Genomic DNA, 17,988 nt, shown 5'->3' with positions numbered 1-17,988 from the left:
TAAGAGAAATGAAGAAACCCCCGGTAGAAAATCTACCGAGGGTTTCATCTGCGGAAGTAGAGGGATTTGAACCCCCGGAGGTGTGACCCTCGCTGGTTTTCAAGACCAGTGCATTCGGCCGCTCTGCCATACTTCCAACGCCAACATCATAACCGCATACCGCCGTAAGGCAGCAAACGCCCTCATAACACCCCTTGCCAGCACCTTTCGCAAACCCTTCATCGGAAACCACACCCCAAGCATCCACCTCTACAGACATAACTATTTTTGCTAATTGCAAAAGAGCTTGAAATACCGCGTGCATAACCAGTTTTTGCATTACCTTTGAAGACTATGAAGGCAATCATTCAGACTGATCTTTCCAACCCCCGCGCCCTGGAATGGGCCGATGCTCCGGAACCGACTCTCGAGGATGGGCAGGTGCTGGTCAAGGTCAAAGCCGCTGGCGTAAACCGCGCTGACCTACTGCAGGCCGCTGGCCACTACCCGCCACCGAAAGGCGTGACCGACACCCTCGGCCTGGAGTGCGCGGGTGTCATTGAAGAGGTCAAGGGGGACTCCCAGGGCTGGAAAGTCGGCGACGAGGTCTGCTGCCTTCTCTCCGGTGGCGCTTACGCCGAAAAGGTCGCAGTCCCGGTCGGCCAGATTCTCCCCCTGCCACATGGCTACTCCTTCACCGAGGCCGCATCTATCGTCGAGGTTGCCTGCACGGTGTTCTCGAATGTCGTGATGATTGCCGGCCTCAAGGAAGGTGACCTGCTGCTGGTCCACGGTGGCGCGGGCGGCATCGGCACTTTCGCTATTCAGATGGCCAAGCGGCTCGGCGCTCGCGTCGCAGTCACCGCCAGTTCGGCGGAGAAGCTGGCTAAGTGCAAGGAGCTCGGCGCCGACATCCTCATCAATTACAAGGAAGAGGACTTCGAGGAGATCGTTGCAGCTGAGGGTGGCGCCAACGTCATTCTGGACATCATGGGCGCAAAGTACCTCGACCGAAACGTCAAGGCCCTGGCGAAGGACGGCCACCTGGTCATCATCGGCATGCAGGGAGGCGTTAAGGGCGAGCTCAACATCGGCCGCCTGCTGAGCAAGCGCGGCTCCATCACCGCCACCGGCCTGCGCTACCGCGATCTCGCTGACAAGGCTCGCATCGTCAACGCCACAGAGGACACCATCTGGCCAATGCTTGCCGACGGCACCGTCACCCCTCAAATTCATGAGGTCATGGATATGCGCGACGCAGCCAAGGCCCACGAACTGCTCGACAGCGGCGCGGTCAGCGGCAAGATTGTGCTGACCGTCTAGTTAGCTGACTACCTAGTTAACCGAGCGAGGCAACTGCGCGCACGAGCTGGTCAATGTCGTGCGGCGTATTGAACGGCTGGAGGCCAACTCCCACGGCGCCTCCAGCCTCATCGATGCCCATGGCCTCCAGCAGTGGCGATTCGTATGCATCAACAATGCTGGTCACGAGGCCATTATCCAGCAACCTATCCACGACCACCTTCGCCGACACCCCATCGACGAGGAAGCTAACGCGCGGAATGTGCTGTGCCCGCGACACACTCGCGAAAGAATCATCTTCGGTATCCATGCCGATGATGTACACCCGCGGCAGGGTCATCAACGCCGCAATTAGGCGTTCCGACAACGTCGTCAAGTAGCGAGAAACCTGCGGCATCGCCGTTTCAATGCGGTGCCTACGCGACCCCCTCGCCGTGCTATCCAGCGATGCCAGGTGCAGCACCGATTCCGACACTCCGCCGAGCAATGCCGGCGACACCGGGGAAACCTCGATCCGCTCGACGCCGCGCACATTCGGCACATAGCTTAACGACGTCATGCGCTCGAACATCTCGGGATCCTTGAACACCAATGCTGCGACCTCAGGCCCGCCCAGCACGGAGGCATCAACCAGCATGATGTCGGCGCCCAGCTTGCTCATCGACACATCGCGGTAGGCGACAATATCCGAGGCATCAACCAAAACCCAGGCGTTGGAGTACTCATGCACCCGCCGAGAAATGTCAGCTACCGGGGCAATGGTGCCAATGAACGGATCCGCGGCCGGGACGACAACGAGGCGAGTGTGCTCGTCTACGAGCTCGTCGAACTGCCAGGACGGCAACGTACCCGAGGACAAGTCAGCCTCAGCAATGCGGACTTGAGCTCCGTAGAGATTGGCTGCTCGGCGTAGTGGTGCGTGTACGACCTGCGAACCAATGCGAGAAATCACCAGGTTAGAGCCGAGCGTCAAGCGTCGACTCATTGCGGACGTGAACTGCTCCATGAGCACCTCACGCGAAGATCCCAACACCACGCCGGCGACCGGGCCACCAGTGAGATCGGCAAAAGCCCGGCGCGCACTGGCGGTTAGTTCCGCTGCAGCGGGAACGCCCGAGCTGCGCGACTGGCCATGAGCCCCCGCCCCAGTCTCACCAGGAAGGGACTTCTGCGCATTGCGAAATGCAGAAATCATCGCAGCCTGGACACGCTCGGGTACCTGGGTGCGTTGACCCGCATTGAGGTATGTCCACCCGTCGGAAAGCGACGAGTAAGCACCCCTGGTTGTCGGCACATCGAAGGCCATGAAAACCCTTTCCCGGTTTCGAATTCAAGCTGCGATATCTATTTCAGAGTTAACTGTGCAATCACCCACGAATCGAGCATCCATGCCCCGAACCGTGTATCGCTTGCACATCTTAGTTGGAGCCAATTCTATCGAAGCAACCCCATATAGGATAATCTTTATCCCTTTTTAGCAGTTGCTTAAAATTGGCCGAACTTTTCCTGCCTGTATCCATGCGCAAGCACTCCCGATGCGTGAACCATATGCACCAGCTGCATGCCATAAAGCAGTTACAGCGGCGATTGTATGTAAGTTTTCCAGGGTCACATAACCAGTCACATAACCAACCGTGGAAACAGCCTCAGAAGCACCACGTCACCACCAATGACGACCGTCCCACGCGACCGTTGTTCGCTGTCACGACATGGAATAATGGCTCGCCCAGTGCCGTCGGTATTCAATCTAAACCGCCCTAGCTAGTATTTTGGAGACGTGACTAACGCAGAAAATGATCGCCAATCCGCAGCTGCAGCCGACCAGTCGGCCAATACTGTGCGCAATGGCTCCGCTATCCGCACGGAGGAAACTCTCCGTCGCGACATTGCGCGAATGGTTGACGCAACGGGTGAGGCACCGGCTTTCAAGTCGCGTTCCCGTACCATGGGCGCTGCCTGGCGGGATCTGGCTACCGGCTTTGGCCAGCGCGAACTGTGGCTGCAACTGGGCTGGCAGGACATCAAGCAGCGGTACCGTCGCTCCACGCTTGGCCCGCTGTGGATCACCATTGCCACCGGCGCGATGGCCCTGGCTCTCGGCCTGCTGTACTCGCTGCTGTTCCAGCAGGACCTGGCATTCTTCCTGCCGCACGTGACCGTTGGTCTGATTATCTGGGGCTTCATCTCCGGCTGCGTGCGCGAGGGCGCAACCGTCTTCATTGAAAACGAAGGCCTCATCAAACAGTTGCCCAGTGCGCTGAGCGTTCACGTCCACAGGCTGGTGTGGCGTCAGTTGCTTTTCCTGGCCCACAACATGGTGATTTGGCTGATTCTCGTGCTGGTCTTCCGTCCGGATTTGGGCTGGAACTTCTTCCTGGTCATCCCCGCGATGGCGCTGCTGGTGGTCAACGGTGTGTGGGTGACGATGTTCTTCGGCATCATCGCTACGCGCTACCGCGACGTGGCACCACTGCTGGATTCCCTAATTCAGCTGGTGTTTTACATGACTCCGATTGTGTGGACCACCAAGACGCTGGAGGAACAGGGCGGTGCCGTCGCCGAACGCGCACGCATCGCAGAGATCAACCCGCTGTTCCACTACCTGGAAATCATCCGCGCCCCATTGACCGGCCAGCCGGTGGATACCTACCACTGGTGGATTGTCCTCGCCTGCACCACAGTCGGCCTGTTGCTGGCACTCGGAGCCATGCGCCTGTGGCGCTCCCGCGTGAGCTACTGGGTTTAGGCCGCAAAGGCCGTCGTTAAGCGAATAGAACTAGCAAGGGATAAGCATGGTCAGCATTGATACTTACAACGCGTGCGTTGACTTCCCCATTTTCGACGCCAAATCGCGGTCGATGAAGAAGGCGTTCCTCGGCGCCGCGGGTGGTGCGATTGGCCGCAATGACTCCAATGTCGTGGTCATTGAAGCGCTGAAGGACATCAACATCCACCTGCGTGAGGGCGACCGCGTCGGCCTAGTAGGCCACAACGGCGCGGGTAAGTCCACGCTGCTGCGACTACTGTCGGGCATCTACGAGCCCACGCGCGGTGCCGCCGATGTGCGCGGCCGTGTGGCTCCGGTATTCGACCTCGGTGTCGGCATGGACCCGGAGATCTCAGGCCTGGAAAACATCATCATCCGCGGTCTGTTCCTGGGGCAGACGCGCAAGCAGATGAAATCCAAGCTCGACGAAATCGCAGAGTTCACCGAACTCGGCGACTACCTGCACATGCCACTGCGCACCTACTCCACCGGTATGCGCGTGCGACTGGCGCTCGGCGTGGTCACGTCCATTGAGCCGGAGATTTTGCTTCTCGACGAAGGCATCGGAGCCGTCGACGCCGCATTCATGGCGAAGGCCCGGACGAAGTTGACCGAATTGGTCGACCGCTCCGGTCTGCTGGTGTTTGCGTCGCACTCAAATGAGTTCCTGGCGCAGCTGTGCGACACGGCGCTGTGGATTGATCACGGTACGGTTCGACAGGCAGGGCTTGTCGACGAAGTGGTCGAAGCCTACGAAGGTAAAGAGGCCGCCGACCAGGTGCGCCGCGTGCTCGCGCAGCGACGGTAGCAGCTTCGCCGGGAGTCCGGGCGCGGTTCCCCCATCGTGGCCGAGCGAGCGGCTCGCGGGCAGCCGGCCGGCGGCTGGCGGGCGGCACGGATGCTTGGAATTGCTCACCCGGAGCAACATGGCAAGATAGACAGCAATAAAAACAGTAATAAACGGTACGTCCCCGATGGAGAACGAAGTGAGCGAAAACTCGGCTGACCACCCAAATCACGATGAGGCAGCAACGGCCGCAATCGTGGTGACTCACAACCGCATCGAGGACCTGCGCCAATCGCTTCCCATCGTTGCCAGCCAGACCCACATGCCGAAGTGGCTCATCATCGTCGACAACGGCAACGACCCGAAGGTCAAGGAACTCGCTGAGCAGGTAGCGGCGCAGCAGTCGTCGGAAAGCGGATCGGCGCCGGAGATTCACTACGTCGGTTCTAAGACGAACCTGGGCGGCGCTGGTGGTTTCGCACTGGGCATGCTGACTGCGCTGTCGCTGGGCGCGGAGTGGATTTGGTGCGCCGATGACGACGGGCGCCCGGAGGACTCCTACGTGCTGAAGGCGCTGCACAGCTGCGCGCGACGCCACCAGCTCGACGCTGTCTCGCCGGTGGTCTGCGATATTAAGGCTCCGAACAAGCTGGCATTCCCCCTGCGCCGCGGGCTGGTGTGGCGTCGTCATCGCGAGGAGCTTTTCGAAAGCGGAATCAACCCCAAACTCCCGGCAGTGAACGACTCTGAGGGGCGGAGATGGTTCACCAATTTCGCAGATCAGAAGGCTGCGACCGGACTCGAACTGCCTAGCGACCTCGAAACCATCGACGGCAACCACGACCTCCTGCCCGGCATCGCATCCCTGTTTAACGGCGCACTGTTTAGCGCCCGCTCGCTGGAACAGCTCGGCGTTCCCGACTACCGCCTATTCATCCGCGGCGACGAGGTCGAATTCCACCGCCGCCTGGTCCGCTCCGGCCTCCGGTTCGGCACATGCTTGACGACGGCCTACCTGCACCCCTCCGGTTCGGGTGAATTTGTGCCCATTCTCGGCGGCAAAATGCACACGCAGTACCCGACCAATGACTTCAAGCGCTACTTCACCTACCGCAACCGCGGCTACCTGATGAGCCAGCCCGGCATGCGCAAGCTCATGCCACAGGAGTTCCTGCGCTTCGGCTGGTTCTTCCTGGTCCAGCGCCGCGATGTCCGCGGCTTCTACCGCTGGTTCAAGCTACTGAAGCAGGGGCGCGCGGAGAACTTCGAGCGCTTCGATCCAAAGTCGAAGTAGTTCGGGCTGGCGTTGCGGCTGGTGGGGCTGAGGCTGTGGCACTGGCCTGCATATTTGATCTCGCCCGGGTCGTGTAGTCCGCATTTCGAGTGCTCAGTGCGCAAAAGTGTTACCTAACCCCTGGTTCCCTTCTCCTCCACTGACATATCGATGAGGTATTCACTCATCGATGCGCTACAGCCTGCGCATAAGTGAATAGTCCTACGATAAGTGCGCGGGCCAGGCCAACAGCGTGGCCATAAGTCCTGAAAAGTCATCGACAAGTGGCGGAAAGTTGGCCATAAGTCGCTGGAAATCCGAGCCAGTCCGCTCGAAATCGTTCCAAGTCCGGTGAGCACAATTGCAATAGGTCAGCAGCTGAACTTAGCCTGAGTCGCGCGAGGCCGGTGCATTTTCCAGAAGCTGCAAACGCTGCTTACGCTCCTGGATTCTGGAATCACGGAGCTGCCGATCTTTATACGGGACAGTGGCTTGACGAAAACGCCCAACTTCGGACGAAAATACCAACCCACCTGCCTGAATGCGCTGCCTCTGCCGAATAGCAAACTGTCGCAAGACCTCCACGCAGTCCCCATTAATGACCTGCGCCCATTGGAAGCGGAGTACATCTAAGTGGAGGTTCCTCAGACGCTTCTCGCGAGCTTGCTCTTTCAGAAGTACAGTTTCCGTGGCTGCTACCCCGCCACCGGAATACTTAGTCAGCCCATCGAACTCAATGATCAAATTCAGATGAGGCACATAAAAATCGACGCGCCCAATGAATCCTTCACTGTCATAGAACTCGACTTGCTGCATGAGCACGCATTTTTCGTCGTAAAGCGTGGCAATTCCTGAGTCGATTATGCATTTCTTTGTGATCGACTCACCGATGGTTTCGCTGTGTTCGCTGGCAGTTCGAAGTAGCTCGCGGGCGCGACGGGTCCCCGGCGAACGTGGGTAATTTGTGAGGACGGTGTGCAGTTCTTCGAGGTCACACCACTGTCGCAGTGCGGTGTCAACGATGATTGGCCCGTTTTCGGACTCGGCGGTGCGGCAGATATCGATGACGGTTTTCGGCACATCTGTAACGCAGCGCCCACCAATGCGAACGATGTCTTGTTCGAGGATTCTGCCACTGACATGGCGCAATCCGCCGCCAGGTCGGCGCAGGCCGGAATTGGCAAGCGCGATTGTGGCATTTCGAACAAGCAACGGGATGCCATGCAACGCAGCGGCTGCTTCGCCCGTAATGATTGTCCCGGAACCTGGCTTGACCAGTGCCTTTATCTGTAGTTGAAAACGTTCGAATGCTGACAGCGCATTCCAGCGAGAGCACTCGATGTAGGTGCCGTACGCCAGTCTGAGCAGGGATCCATCTCGAATATTTGCGCTTCCGACGTGCCCGTGCAGATTATCCAGCTCTGACTTGGCACTGACATATTCACAAGGATGCTTGATTTGTTTCTGCGAAGCCGCGTGGATGAGGCCATCGGAATCGTAAGTCCAGTTAGGCATTGGTTTAGGCACGCTCCCCGAGGTGGGCTACAGGAATTCACGCATTGGAATTAGTGCCTTTAGTTATGGTCGACCCCGCGGAAATTGGCAGCAGAAAAGCCGCCGAATTGCCCGTTTCTGTGGACAATTTGGCGGCTGTGGATAACTGTCAAACGTTAACCTCTTGGTGCATCCTCGAGACGGATACCAAAAGGAACTCCGGGATCAGAGGGCCAATAGTATTCATCATCCGAAAAGGTAATAGTGGCGCGCTCGCCATCTCTGTGCAGTGCCGGATTGACGATCGCCTGTTCAATCGTGCGCGTCTCCGGTCCGTTTTGCCCCGACAGCTGTGCAGTAACTTCGGTTGGCTGGTCCAGAATCAAGATTGCGTAAGGTCCCCTGTCCGGTGAACCGGGGTTAGGATCCTGGCGCTGCTCATAGGCTAGAACATCTGCCTTGGTCTGGAAAACCTTCACGGTTCCCGTAATCGAATTGGTTCCAGACGTGCTTGACGAAGAACTAGAACCCGAACCAGACCCCGACCCCGAAGCCGACCGCCCCGCCGTCGGATTCGGGCCGCCGTTGCCACCGTTACCACCATCAGCGCCAGCACCATTCGAGCCCGAGCCCGAGCCCGGCGCGCAGTCATTACCAGCAGCAATGGCCTCGACGACATCCAGGTTGTCAGCCGGAATCCAGTTAAACTGTTCGAACTCCCCAGAACCCGGATTCGCAGGCGTTTCCACCAGCTCATCGCCCTGGCGCGTCACCAGCAAATCTTCCTGATCGCGCCCCATCCTCTCTGCAGAAAACGAGAACATACCCGGCTGCCCAGTAGCTCGCTGAAGGGCGCGACGTACACCGCCCACAGAAGTCACGCCGTCATGGTAGGAATTCTGAAACTGAATTTCCTGACCATTCTCGTCAACGCCGTAGACACCAATCGCATCAATTTCGGCGCTCATCGCACTTGTGCCATAGTTCAACACCAGCTCGGGCACGCACCCATCATCAAGATGCACGAGCGCATATTTCATCGCCCCACCAGGACTAACTTCACCGACAAAAGTCTGCAGCGGCGCCGGGTTCGCCAGCACCTGCTTGTACACTACGACGGCCTTCTCCGCCTGCGCCTGCACCTGCGCATCGCCATTTTCGCTTGACGACGACACACTGCCCTCGGCAGCCGCCGAATCGCCACCTCGATCCCCAGAAACCTGGAGGAAAAGGAACAGAGCCAGCAACAGGATAATCAGCACCAATAGCACCAAAATGGCGATGAGCTGCTTGCGGGTTTTGCCACCTGAGCTAGTCGAAGGCGTGGGTGTGTGCGTGGTCATGATTGAAGAACTACTCGCCTTGGAAGAATTTTTCCCAGTTGTCTTCGCTGGTCAAAGATGGCACGGCGGCACGCCACTGCTTCGCAAGGTCGTCCCACCTGGAGGACAGTTCGCGCATGAGGCTGATGGTCTCGGCGCGCATGGACTTTTCCTTATCCAGGTCGCGGACCAGGTGGCGCACTCCATTCTGGGAGGCATCGGTGACCCAGACATCGTCGAAGGTCGAAATGTGCCACCAGAAGGAGTCCTCGAAGGCCACAGCCACCGGACCCGGGCGCTTCTTACCCATCTGCGTATAAGCCAAACGCTTGGCCATCGTCTTGTTTTCGCTGGAGATCTCGTGTGACGGCGGGCGAACTGGGGTCAGACCACCCGGCATCTCGTGCATCGGCAGCAGCTCGGTCTCCGGGAAGTTCTTTCGACCAGCGGAAATGCGAGCGAAGTCGCCCTGCGATGCGTTCTTCAGCACCTCCGGGCCACGCAGCAGATCACGGACAGCTTCCATCTGCGTCCAGGCCAGGCCGTAGCGCATGGAGACCAGGTTCGAGAGGATTCGTCGTGAAGCGACGTTGACCATGTCCTTTGCGGTGACATCGCCGTGCATGGTGGCGGCGATGAGGGAGTTGCGCAGGCCGAAGTACTGGGCGGCGTTTTCGATGTCCTTCCAGTAGAAATCGGCGTGCCAGACGGCGGCACCCGGAATGGTGTCAGTCGGGTAGCCGGCCTTGGCGGCGCGGAAGCCGTAGTCGATGTCGTCGTACTGGAAGAACAGCGGCAGCGCCAGGCCAATCTTCTTAATGACCTCGGACGGCACCAGGCAGGTCCACCAGGCGTTGTAGTCAACGCCCAGGCGACGCAGCTGGTGGTACTTGCGCACGTCCACGTCGGCGTAACCGAACTTGGGGTCGTTCTCCTCGACGGTCAGCGCCTTCCAGTTGTAGGTCTCGCCGGTGCGGAAGAGGCTGGTCGGGTTGAACAGGAAGAGCATCTGCGCGCCGAGCAGCATCGGCTTTTCCGCGCATACGGCCAGGGCGGATAGGCGCAGGGTGGTTTCGGGCTCGGGGCGGATGTCGTCGTCGGTAAGCAGAACCATGCAGTCGCCCGCAGCGGTGGCGTCGCGCATGCCGCGGGAGAAACCGCCGGCGCCGCCGAGGTTCGGCTGGTGGACAACGTTCAGACGCTCGCCGAGGATCTCCTTGGCCTGGATAAAGTCAGCTTCGTCGGCCGGGTGCTGTTCGCCCTGGTCAACGACGCGGATGGTGCGAACGCGCTCAAGGGCTGGCAGGTCCTCAGCCAGCGTGGCGACGGTTCGAGCACAGTCAACCGGTCGGTTATAAGAACAAATGACCAGGTCAGTCGGAATATCGCGCTTGATAGCCGACTTGGGCACAACATAGCGGACATCGGAAATCTTTGCGCCTGCGTCCTCGGTGTCGAAGCGCAAGTGAATGGCACCGCCATCGGCGAAGCGGTCCAGCGGGACGGTCAGGCGCACCTCTTCATTGGCAGAACCTGACATCGGCGAGTGCTCACCGGTCCAGTTGCCGTCGGCATCCGAGCCGCCCGCTGCCCAGGAATCCTCCAAGCGGAGGTGGCCCCCAATATCTTCGGTGTAGGCCAGCACACGCGCGGAACCGACCACGCGCGCACGGATTTCGACCTGCTTAATTGAGGTCCAGCGCTGCCAGTAAGAAGCTCGGAAGCGACCGAAGTAGGTGTCAGTGCGCACCACGGTGTGGCGACCGAGCGTGATCGAGTTACGGGTGGCCTGCACCGAGCTGTCGTAGGCGCCAACGCCTTCGACTCGGTAGTACAAATCCGGCTCCACCCAGTCTGCGGGCGGAGCAAACAGCACGCGCTGAATAGTCAGCATGTCAACATCGGTTTCGGCGGTCAGCTGAGTGGATTCCTTATTAGAAGCAGTCGAAGTCACGTCCCCCAGCGTATCGCGCTATTTCACACGGAAGATGAATACACGCTGAATGATGAAGTTAATTACCGTCGCAACGCCCTGTGCGACGACGAATGCGCCGAACTGTGCCCACTGCGCGTTCCAATCCCAGGCCTCGACAAGCCAGGGCTGCAACACATTAAAGATGCCGACCTGTGTGGCGTAAGTAATCAAGTACAGCACCGCAACTGCCAGCACCTTCTTCGCCGAGGACTTCGACTTGAAGGTCCAGCGGCTGTTAATGATGTACGCCGTAATCGTGCCGAAAACCCAGCCGACCGTCTTACCCCAGAAGTTGGTCGCCCCGAAGGCGTTGAGCATGATGAACGTCAGGCCGAAGTCCACCACCGCCGCGATGACGCCGGAGATGATAAAGCGCATCATCTGCACTTTCAGTCCGTGCTCGTCCTTGGTCTCCGTCGCCATTGGCACTGCGGCCGAGTCCTCTACGACAAATCCGTTTTCGTGGGAGCCGTTTCCGAGCTTGCCGTTGTCGCGGTTCGGGTTTTCATTTGCTGTTTCATTCGCTGACACGCCTAGGAATTCTAGGCCACCGGCCAGCTAACAAACAGCCAGCGCGAACATAAACAGGCAATAAAGAGGAGAAAAATCTAACGTCGCAGCGCCTCACGCAGTAGATCCAGCCGCTCCACCGGCGAGAGCGTATCCTCCCCAGCTAGCCCCAGCGCGCTCATCTCCGCCCAGCTAGCCGCTGCCAATTCCTCCACGTCCTCGCCGGATAGCGGGATGCCCTCGTCGCTCTCCCAGCCGAGGCGCTCCATGACATGCGCCGCCACATCATGCCGTAGCTCATCCGAGGTCAGCGCCGCCAAACACAGCAGCTCCACCAACGCCGCATCGTGCCCGGCCGGGTCTTTCTCGGCGTCCTCTATAGGCAATGCGCGCAATCGCTTAACGACGCTCTCCCCCGCCTCCCCGGTCAATTCCAGCGCGGTTGATTCCGACCTCTGCAGGTCCAGAGCCTGTAACAGGGGCACGAATTCAAACACCCCCGACCGCTCGATGATGTCCACCACATCAGCACGAGCGGTGGCCAACGTATTTTGAATAGAGTCCCGTCCGGTCAATTCCCTATTGATTGCGGCAATATCTACCGGCTCCTCCGCGTCCACATCTCCCAGTGCGCGGATAGAGCCCGAGCCACCGATACACAGGGCATCCGGGGTGGCCTCATCGCGGGCAAAAGCTTCTCTGACCTGCAAGGTATGTTCCCACAAGCCCCACTGCCAGATAAGGGTATCGCCGGGACTTTGCAGCACCTCGGCAACTGTGGTGGACAGGGGAACATCGACGACTCCGACCGCTGCGGGTCTGCCGCCAGTCACCAGCTGCGCCGCAGACTCCACCGCAGAGCCGGGCAAATGGAACTTCGTCGGCACGCTTTCCTCGCCCCACCCAAAGATGACCGCTAACACGCGGGACAGGCTTCGCAGATCCATCTGGTCATTGACCCCGAAGACGCGGTGGGCACTGCACGGTTCTTCCTCTAAAGAGGCACCGATAATGAGCGTGGCCGGTTCCGTGGCCACGCGAACGCCTGGGAAGGCGACTACGTTATCGGTCTGTGCTGCCATACCTCACAGCGTACGCAGGAAAAACAATGTGGCCTGGATGGCAAAAACTCGCTACAATGCGCGCGTTTTTACCAGCGGAATCTGGCGCGGCTCCGCACCCCACGGCTCTACCAAGTACTTGCGACGCAGGCGCTGCGACTCCACCGCGGTCCACTGCGCCACCAGCTCTTCTACCCCGCGGGCAAGCCCCAGCACCGGCCCTGCGACTTCTTCGCCTACATGCGGAAAATCAATCACCTCTACGTCGTTGACCTTGGGGAACCGCGGCTCCGTCAGATTTCCCTTGCCGGGCTTGGCCTTCTCTTCCTTCGCGGCGGCGCGCAGCTGTCCGATGTGGTCACGAATGCCAGCCACCGATGCCGGCAGGTCCACCACCGTGGCCCCTGCCTGTTCAATCGCATGCGATAGCAGGTCCGCCCCCTCAGCGCTCTCTGCACTCTCTGCCGCAGCGTCACCGTCACCATCGCCCGCGGTCACAGACGCAACAAAGCAACCGGTGAGCAGATTGGTGGCGGTCTCCAGGGCTCCGTCGTCAAGCGGATCCACCAGCCATGCACCCGACAACCTCTCGCCTGCAAAGGACGGCGAGAGCTCCACATGCCAAATGACAACGGGCGATGTGGAACTACATACGGCAAGGGTCTGCGGAGTAGCAGCAGGCGTGGAAGTCATGAGGTTGATGGTATCGCGAGTGACGGATCCCACGCGGGGTAGCCTTTATCGCATGTTCGACTTTTTCAAGAAGAAGCCGCGTGAAACCATCAACATGGCCGCCGAGTACACCAACACCCCGCTGTCGAACCAGATGGTCATGCTGTTCGCCGAGGAACTGCCCATCCTCGACAGCAAGGAACGCGCACAGGTCTACCGCGCACTCGAGGCGTACGACGGCCCGCAGATCACCTCGCAGGAAATGCTGCCGGAAGAGATCCGAAAAATTATGGATCTATAGTCTCTCCGTATATTTCGCTTGCTTTCCGACGGCCCGTGCGCGACCTCAAGCGTGACCAACACCTCGGAGCGTCACGGGCGACGGAGCCGGTGCAAAGGGGTAGCCTAGCCTTGATGTCCACTAACACTAACGGCAAGTCCAGCACCGATGCTTCGAACGGTGCCTACGGAGCCGTACACACAGAAGCCAGGACCCTGACCGGTTGGGGTCGTACCGCCCCCGCTAAGTCCCAGGTGCTGTCGACGCCGGACTTGGATGAAATCGTTAACGCCGTCAAGGCTGTCGCAGACCAGAACTCCGACAAGCCTGCCCACCTGCGCCGCGGTGTAATTGCCCGCGGTATGGGCCGCTCTTACGGCGACCCCGCCCAGAACTCGGGCGGTCTGGTCATCGACATGCAGAAGCTCAACAAGATCCACTCCATTGACCAGGAGTCGGCGATTGTTGATGTCGACGGCGGTGTCACGCTGGACCAGCTGATGAAGGCCGCACTGCCCTACGGCCTGTGGGTGCCGGTGCTGCCGGGAACTCGCCAGGTCACTATCGGTGGTGCCATTGGTCCGGATATTCACGGTAAGAACCACCACTCCGCAGGTTCCTTCGGCAACCACGTGCTGTCGATGGAGCTGCTGGTCGCTGACGGCCGTATCCTGCACCTTGAGCCGGAGGGCTCTGCAGACGACCCGGACGGCAAGCTGTTCTGGGCAACCGTCGGCGGCATGGGCCTGACCGGCATTATTGTCCGCGCTCGGATCAAGATGACCAAGACCGAGACAGCCTACTTCATCGCCGACGGCGACATGACCCACACTCTGGACGAGACCATCGAGTTCCACTCCGATGGCTCCGAGGAGAACTTCACCTACTCTTCCGCGTGGTTCGACGCCATCTCACCGGAGCCGAAGCTGGGACGCGCCGCAATTTCCCGCGGTTCGCTGGCAACCTTGGCTCAGCTGGAGGAATACGCCCCGAAGCTGGCCAAAGATCCGCTGAAGTTCAACGCTCCGCAGCTGGTGACTGTGCCGGATATCTTCCCGTCCTTCACCATGAACAAGCTGACCATGATCAGCATTGGTGAGCTGTGGTGGCTGAAGTCCGGTACCTACCGCAACCAGGTGCAAAACCTCACGCAGTTCTACCAGCCGCTGGATCTCATCGGCGAGTGGAACCGCGGATATGGTTCCAAGGGCTTCCTGCAGTACCAGTTCGTTGTTCCGCGCGAGGCCGTCGAGCCGTTCAAGGAGATTGTCCGCGATATCCAGCGCTCCGGCCACTACTCGGCACTGAACGTATTCAAGCTGTTCGGCGAGGGTAACCGCGCTCCGCTGTCCTACCCGATGCCGGGTTGGAACGTCTGCGTGGACTTCCCGATCAAACCGGGTCTCGGCGCCTTCCTCGATGATTTGGATAAGCGCGTCATGGAGTTCGGCGGCCGCCTCTACCTGGCCAAGGAGTCGCGCACTTCCGCCGCTAACTTCCACCAGATGTACCCCGAGATGCAGAGCTGGCTGGACACCCGCAATGAGATTGACCCACACGGTGTCTTCGCCTCTGACATGTCTCGTCGACTGGAACTGCACTAAGACAACCGAGAGGATTTAAGCCCCAATGATTAATGCTGTAGGCGCTGCCCAGTCCATCCTGCTGCTCGGCGGCACTAGTGAAATCGGTCTGGCCATTACCGCCGAGTTCCTGAAGAAGGGCCCGGCCAAGGTCATCCTGGCTTCCCTGCCGAACGATCCGCTGCGCGAGGCCTCCGCTGAAAAGATGAAGGCCGCCGGCGCTTCCGAGGTGGTCACCCTCGACTTCGACGCAACGGACTTCGACTCCCACCCGGAGGTCGTCGATAAGGCATTTGCCGACGGCGACGTGGACATCTGCATCGTCGCGTTCGGCATGCTTGGCGACGCCGAGGAGCTCTGGCAGAACCAGCGCAAGGCCGTCCTGGCTGCGAACATCAACTACACCGGCGCGATGTCGATGGGTGTTCTGGTTGGTCAGAAGTTCAAGGCGCAGGGTCATGGCCAGTTCATTGCCATGTCCTCCGTCGCTGGTGAACGCGTGCGCCGCTCCAACTTTGTCTACGGTTCCACTAAGGCCGGCCTGGATGGTTTCTACCTGAACCTGGGCGAGGCCCTGGAGGAGTACGGCGTCAAGACCCTGGTTATCCGCCCTGGTCAGGTCCGTACCCGTATGTCCGCTGACGTGGACGAGGCCCCGCTGACTGTGAACAAGGAAGATGTCGCCAAGCTCGCGGTGAAGTCCGTCGAGGCCGGTAAGACACTGGTCTGGGCTCCGCCGGCATTCCAGCTGGTGATGATGGTGCTGAAGCACATTCCGCGCCCGATCTTCAAGAAGCTGCCGATTTAAGAGCGGGTTTCGAAGGACTCGATAGAACTCAGCGGGGCTTGACGGGCTGACGTACCCACCTTTAGCTCCGCCGTTCGTCGGAGTCCGGTTCCTGTGCAAAACTTGAGGGCATGGTAGACAAGCAGGCCGAAACCTCGAGCGCTGACACCACGGGTGCCGACAACACTAGCGCCAACACAACGGGCGCACGATCCTACAGTGAGCTGGTTGACGAAGATCGCTACGAAATCTTCAACGATGACCAGCTCTCCCTCAAGGCTGCTCTGACCTACCTGTTCGCAGCGCTTGTGGGCGGTTCGGTTATCGCTCTAGCGTCCTGGTTTGTGTTCCACCGCCTGTCGCTGCCGGCCTTTGGCGGCTCGCAGCTGACCAGGGCAGTCGCAACAGCGCTGATTGTCATCACGCTGACGCTCACCACCGTCCTGCTGTATTTCTTCGCCACCAAGGGCAAAGATAATCGCCCCCGGTGGCTAACGTGGTTGACGTACCTGATGGCTTACATGTCACCGGCCATTTTGGCGGTCTCTGCCGTCGGCCTGCCACTGGGCTCGACCAGGCTGTGGTTGGACGGTCTGTCCGTCGACCAGGAGTTCCGCACTGAATACCTCACCAGGATGGCCTCGGAGCCTGGCCTGCATGACATGTCGTACATCGACATTCCGTCTTTCTACCCCGCTGGTTGGTTTTTCCTGGGCGGACGCCTGGCCAATATCCTGGGCATTGCCGGCTGGGAGGTCTTCCAGCCCTGGGCATTGATTACACTCGCTGCCGCTGGCTGTGTTTTGGTCCCGGTGTGGCAACGCCTGAGTGGCTCCCTGCCCGTGGCCACTGGCATTGCGCTGACAACCACGGCGGTCGCCCTGGCGACTGTCGCCGATGAGCCCTACGCCGCAGTCGTTGCTATGGGTCTTCCGGCGATGACCGTGATGGCCTGGCGCGGTCTCACCGGCGCCTGGTCCGCCATGTTTGGCGTGCTCGTCTTCCTGGGTATTTCTGCGACTTTCTACACTCTTTACACTGCCGTAGGCGCGCTTATTGTGGTCGTGTTGGCCGTGGTCGCGTGGACGTCGTCAAGCTCTTGGATGCCCGTAGTGCGTCTGATCATTATGGGCGTGGGATCGATGCTGATTGCGGCGACGGTGTGGGGGCCGTACATGCTGGCGGTTGCGACGGGGGCACCGCGCTCGGGCGCGACAGCGACGCACTACCTGCCCCCGGAGGGCGCGCAGCTGCCTTTGCCGATGCTCGCCGCCAGCGTAATCGGTGTGCTGTGTTTCATCGGTGTCGTGCGCATGCTGGTCAGCGCCACGGAGCCGGATGCCCGCGCGCTCGGCCTGGGCACGCTGGTGCTCTATGGCTGGGTAGTGGCCTCGATGGTGGCGACGCTGCTCGGACGCACGCTGCTGGGGTTCCGCCTCACCGCACCGATTACGTTTATGTTGATTGCGGCTGGTGTGGTCGCGCTTGCCGACGCCCGTCTCAACGGCATCGAGAAGTATTGGCCGCAGGCGGCACCAGCTCACATTGCCAAGCGTGTTTCCGCGGTAATGGCGGCAGTCTTGCTGCTGGCGGGCATTGGCTACGCGCAGTCGATTCCGAATAAGTTGCATGGTGCCATCGACTTGGCGCATACCGACACCGACGGTAACGGCGAGCGCGCGGACCGCTTCCCACCGAATGCCGGGGCGTGGTACTCAGCGGTGGACCAAACGCTGAAGGAGGCCGGGCTCGATCCGGCCCAGACAGTGGTGCTGACGGATGAGAAGAATTTCCAAGCACTCTATCCCTGGTACGGATTCCAGGCGCTGACCAGCCACTACGCTAACCCTCTGGGTGAGTTCGACCGCCGTAATCAGGCATTGGAGGAATGGTCGGAGATTCGCGACCCCGATGAGCTCGTGCAGGCCATGGATGAAACGCCGTGGCGCGGACCGGATGCCATTGTGCTGCGGGGCGAGGTTGAGACACCTGTTGGCGAGGATGCCGCTCCACTGACGTTGGACATCGCGGATGATATCTATCCGAACAATCCGAATGTGGTCTTCCGGAGCCTGAATTTTGCCCGCTCTGCATTTGAGAAGCACTGGGAGCTAAACCAGGTCGGCCCGTTCGTAGTGGCGGTTCGCAAGTAGGTATTGGCAAGTAGGTATTGGGCGGCTATCCCCTGCTATAAAC

15 protein-coding genes and 1 tRNA gene are annotated in these 17,988 nt (G+C 59.8%); 8 read left to right on the top strand and 8 right to left on the bottom strand.

What is annotated here, in order from left to right:
* Positions 1 to 51: 51 nt before the first annotated feature.
* Positions 52 to 136 (bottom strand) — tRNA-Ser (locus tag QP978_RS06825).
* 197 nt (positions 137 to 333) lie between these two features.
* Here QP978_RS06825 and QP978_RS06820 point away from each other — a divergent pair.
* Complete coding sequence (locus QP978_RS06820; protein ID WP_284856999.1) at positions 334 to 1,302, top strand: NAD(P)H-quinone oxidoreductase; 969 nt, start codon at positions 334 to 336, stop codon at positions 1,300 to 1,302.
* Between the two features lie 16 nt (positions 1,303 to 1,318).
* Here QP978_RS06820 and QP978_RS06815 read toward each other — a convergent pair whose 3' ends face one another.
* Positions 1,319 to 2,587 carry an aminotransferase class V-fold PLP-dependent enzyme gene (locus QP978_RS06815; RefSeq protein WP_049193883.1) on the bottom strand — a complete coding sequence of 423 codons (1,269 nt, stop codon included), beginning with the start codon at positions 2,585 to 2,587 and terminating at the stop codon, positions 1,319 to 1,321.
* Between the two features lie 471 nt (positions 2,588 to 3,058).
* On the opposite strand from QP978_RS06815, the gene wzm reads away from it, so the two are divergent.
* The 3 genes from wzm (at position 3,059) to QP978_RS06800 (ending at position 6,129) form a co-directional block, all read left to right on the top strand.
* A complete protein-coding gene (gene wzm, locus QP978_RS06810) occupies positions 3,059 to 4,027 on the top strand; it encodes a galactan export ABC transporter permease subunit Wzm/RfbD (protein ID WP_284856998.1) in 969 nt (322 codons plus the stop codon).
* Between the two features lie 46 nt (positions 4,028 to 4,073).
* Positions 4,074 to 4,856 (top strand): galactan export ABC transporter ATP-binding subunit Wzt/RfbE, encoded by a 783-nt coding sequence (wzt, locus tag QP978_RS06805; protein WP_005510871.1) that lies wholly within the window; start codon positions 4,074 to 4,076, stop codon positions 4,854 to 4,856.
* Positions 4,857 to 5,022: 166 nt separating this feature from the next.
* Positions 5,023 to 6,129, top strand: a complete 1,107-nt coding sequence (locus QP978_RS06800) for a glycosyltransferase (protein WP_049193884.1) — start codon at positions 5,023 to 5,025, stop codon at positions 6,127 to 6,129.
* A 363-nt stretch (positions 6,130 to 6,492) separates the two neighbouring features.
* On the opposite strand, the gene QP978_RS06795 is transcribed toward QP978_RS06800, so the two are convergent.
* The 6 genes from QP978_RS06795 to QP978_RS06770 all read right to left on the bottom strand — a co-directional run bounded on the left by QP978_RS06795 (position 6,493) and on the right by QP978_RS06770 (position 13,196).
* Positions 6,493 to 7,623, bottom strand: a complete 1,131-nt coding sequence (locus QP978_RS06795; RefSeq protein ID WP_049193885.1) for a PDDEXK family nuclease — start codon at positions 7,621 to 7,623, stop codon at positions 6,493 to 6,495.
* 155 nt (positions 7,624 to 7,778) lie between these two features.
* Positions 7,779 to 8,945 carry a hypothetical protein gene (locus QP978_RS06790; protein WP_187400632.1) on the bottom strand — a complete coding sequence of 389 codons (1,167 nt, stop codon included), beginning with the start codon at positions 8,943 to 8,945 and terminating at the stop codon, positions 7,779 to 7,781.
* A 10-nt stretch (positions 8,946 to 8,955) separates the two neighbouring features.
* On the bottom strand, positions 8,956 to 10,878 hold the full coding sequence (locus QP978_RS06785) for a glycosyltransferase (protein ID WP_187400633.1): 1,923 nt from the start codon (positions 10,876 to 10,878) through the stop codon (positions 8,956 to 8,958).
* An 18-nt stretch (positions 10,879 to 10,896) separates the two neighbouring features.
* Positions 10,897 to 11,430 carry a GtrA family protein gene (locus QP978_RS06780; protein ID WP_053093006.1) on the bottom strand — a complete coding sequence of 178 codons (534 nt, stop codon included), beginning with the start codon at positions 11,428 to 11,430 and terminating at the stop codon, positions 10,897 to 10,899.
* Positions 11,431 to 11,507: 77 nt separating this feature from the next.
* Positions 11,508 to 12,491, bottom strand: a complete 984-nt coding sequence (locus QP978_RS06775) for a hypothetical protein (protein ID WP_049193889.1) — start codon at positions 12,489 to 12,491, stop codon at positions 11,508 to 11,510.
* Between the two features lie 51 nt (positions 12,492 to 12,542).
* Positions 12,543 to 13,196: a hypothetical protein gene (locus QP978_RS06770; protein WP_049193890.1), complete on the bottom strand. Its 654-nt coding sequence runs from the start codon at positions 13,194 to 13,196 to the stop codon at positions 12,543 to 12,545.
* A gap of 19 nt (positions 13,197 to 13,215) precedes the next feature.
* Between QP978_RS06770 and QP978_RS06765 the strand changes: the two genes are divergently transcribed.
* From QP978_RS06765 to QP978_RS06750, 4 genes are all read left to right on the top strand, one after another.
* A complete protein-coding gene (locus QP978_RS06765; protein ID WP_005510976.1) occupies positions 13,216 to 13,443 on the top strand; it encodes a hypothetical protein in 228 nt (75 codons plus the stop codon).
* Positions 13,444 to 13,556: 113 nt separating this feature from the next.
* Positions 13,557 to 15,026 (top strand): decaprenylphosphoryl-beta-D-ribose oxidase, encoded by a 1,470-nt coding sequence (gene dprE1 / locus QP978_RS06760; RefSeq protein WP_016421825.1) that lies wholly within the window; start codon positions 13,557 to 13,559, stop codon positions 15,024 to 15,026.
* A gap of 25 nt (positions 15,027 to 15,051) precedes the next feature.
* Positions 15,052 to 15,813, top strand: a complete 762-nt coding sequence (gene dprE2 / locus QP978_RS06755) for a decaprenylphospho-beta-D-erythro-pentofuranosid-2-ulose 2-reductase (RefSeq protein WP_049189783.1) — start codon at positions 15,052 to 15,054, stop codon at positions 15,811 to 15,813.
* A 110-nt stretch (positions 15,814 to 15,923) separates the two neighbouring features.
* Entirely contained in the window at positions 15,924 to 17,945 is a 2,022-nt protein-coding gene (locus QP978_RS06750; RefSeq protein WP_070439308.1) for a galactan 5-O-arabinofuranosyltransferase, read from the top strand.
* The last annotated feature ends 43 nt before the right edge of the window (positions 17,946 to 17,988 follow it).

This window comes from Corynebacterium sp. MSK035, assembly GCF_030232615.1.
In the GTDB taxonomy this organism is placed as follows: Bacteria; Actinomycetota; Actinomycetes; order Mycobacteriales; family Mycobacteriaceae; genus Corynebacterium; species Corynebacterium jeikeium_D.
The sequence above is the reverse complement of the archived record's forward strand: the minus strand, read 5'-3'. Positions and strand labels throughout refer to the sequence as shown.

Bases quoted from the DNA above. Each gene is read 5' to 3' on its own strand.
- QP978_RS06750 (WP_070439308.1), top strand. From the start codon at position 15,924: ATGGTAGACAAGCAGGCCGAAACCTCGAGCGCTGACACCACGGGTGCC.
- QP978_RS06765 (WP_005510976.1), top strand. From the start codon at position 13,216: ATGTTCGACTTTTTCAAGAAGAAGCCGCGTGAAACCATCAACATGGCC.
- QP978_RS06795 (WP_049193885.1), bottom strand. From the start codon at position 7,623: ATGCCTAACTGGACTTACGATTCCGATGGCCTCATCCACGCGGCTTCG.
- dprE2 (WP_049189783.1), top strand. From the start codon at position 15,052: ATGATTAATGCTGTAGGCGCTGCCCAGTCCATCCTGCTGCTCGGCGGC.
- QP978_RS06790 (WP_187400632.1), bottom strand. From the start codon at position 8,945: ATGACCACGCACACACCCACGCCTTCGACTAGCTCAGGTGGCAAAACC.
- dprE1 (WP_016421825.1), top strand. From the start codon at position 13,557: ATGTCCACTAACACTAACGGCAAGTCCAGCACCGATGCTTCGAACGGT.
- QP978_RS06800 (WP_049193884.1), top strand. From the start codon at position 5,023: ATGGAGAACGAAGTGAGCGAAAACTCGGCTGACCACCCAAATCACGAT.
- wzt (WP_005510871.1), top strand. From the start codon at position 4,074: ATGGTCAGCATTGATACTTACAACGCGTGCGTTGACTTCCCCATTTTC.
- QP978_RS06775 (WP_049193889.1), bottom strand. From the start codon at position 12,491: ATGGCAGCACAGACCGATAACGTAGTCGCCTTCCCAGGCGTTCGCGTG.
- QP978_RS06820 (WP_284856999.1), top strand. From the start codon at position 334: ATGAAGGCAATCATTCAGACTGATCTTTCCAACCCCCGCGCCCTGGAA.
- QP978_RS06815 (WP_049193883.1), bottom strand. From the start codon at position 2,587: ATGGCCTTCGATGTGCCGACAACCAGGGGTGCTTACTCGTCGCTTTCC.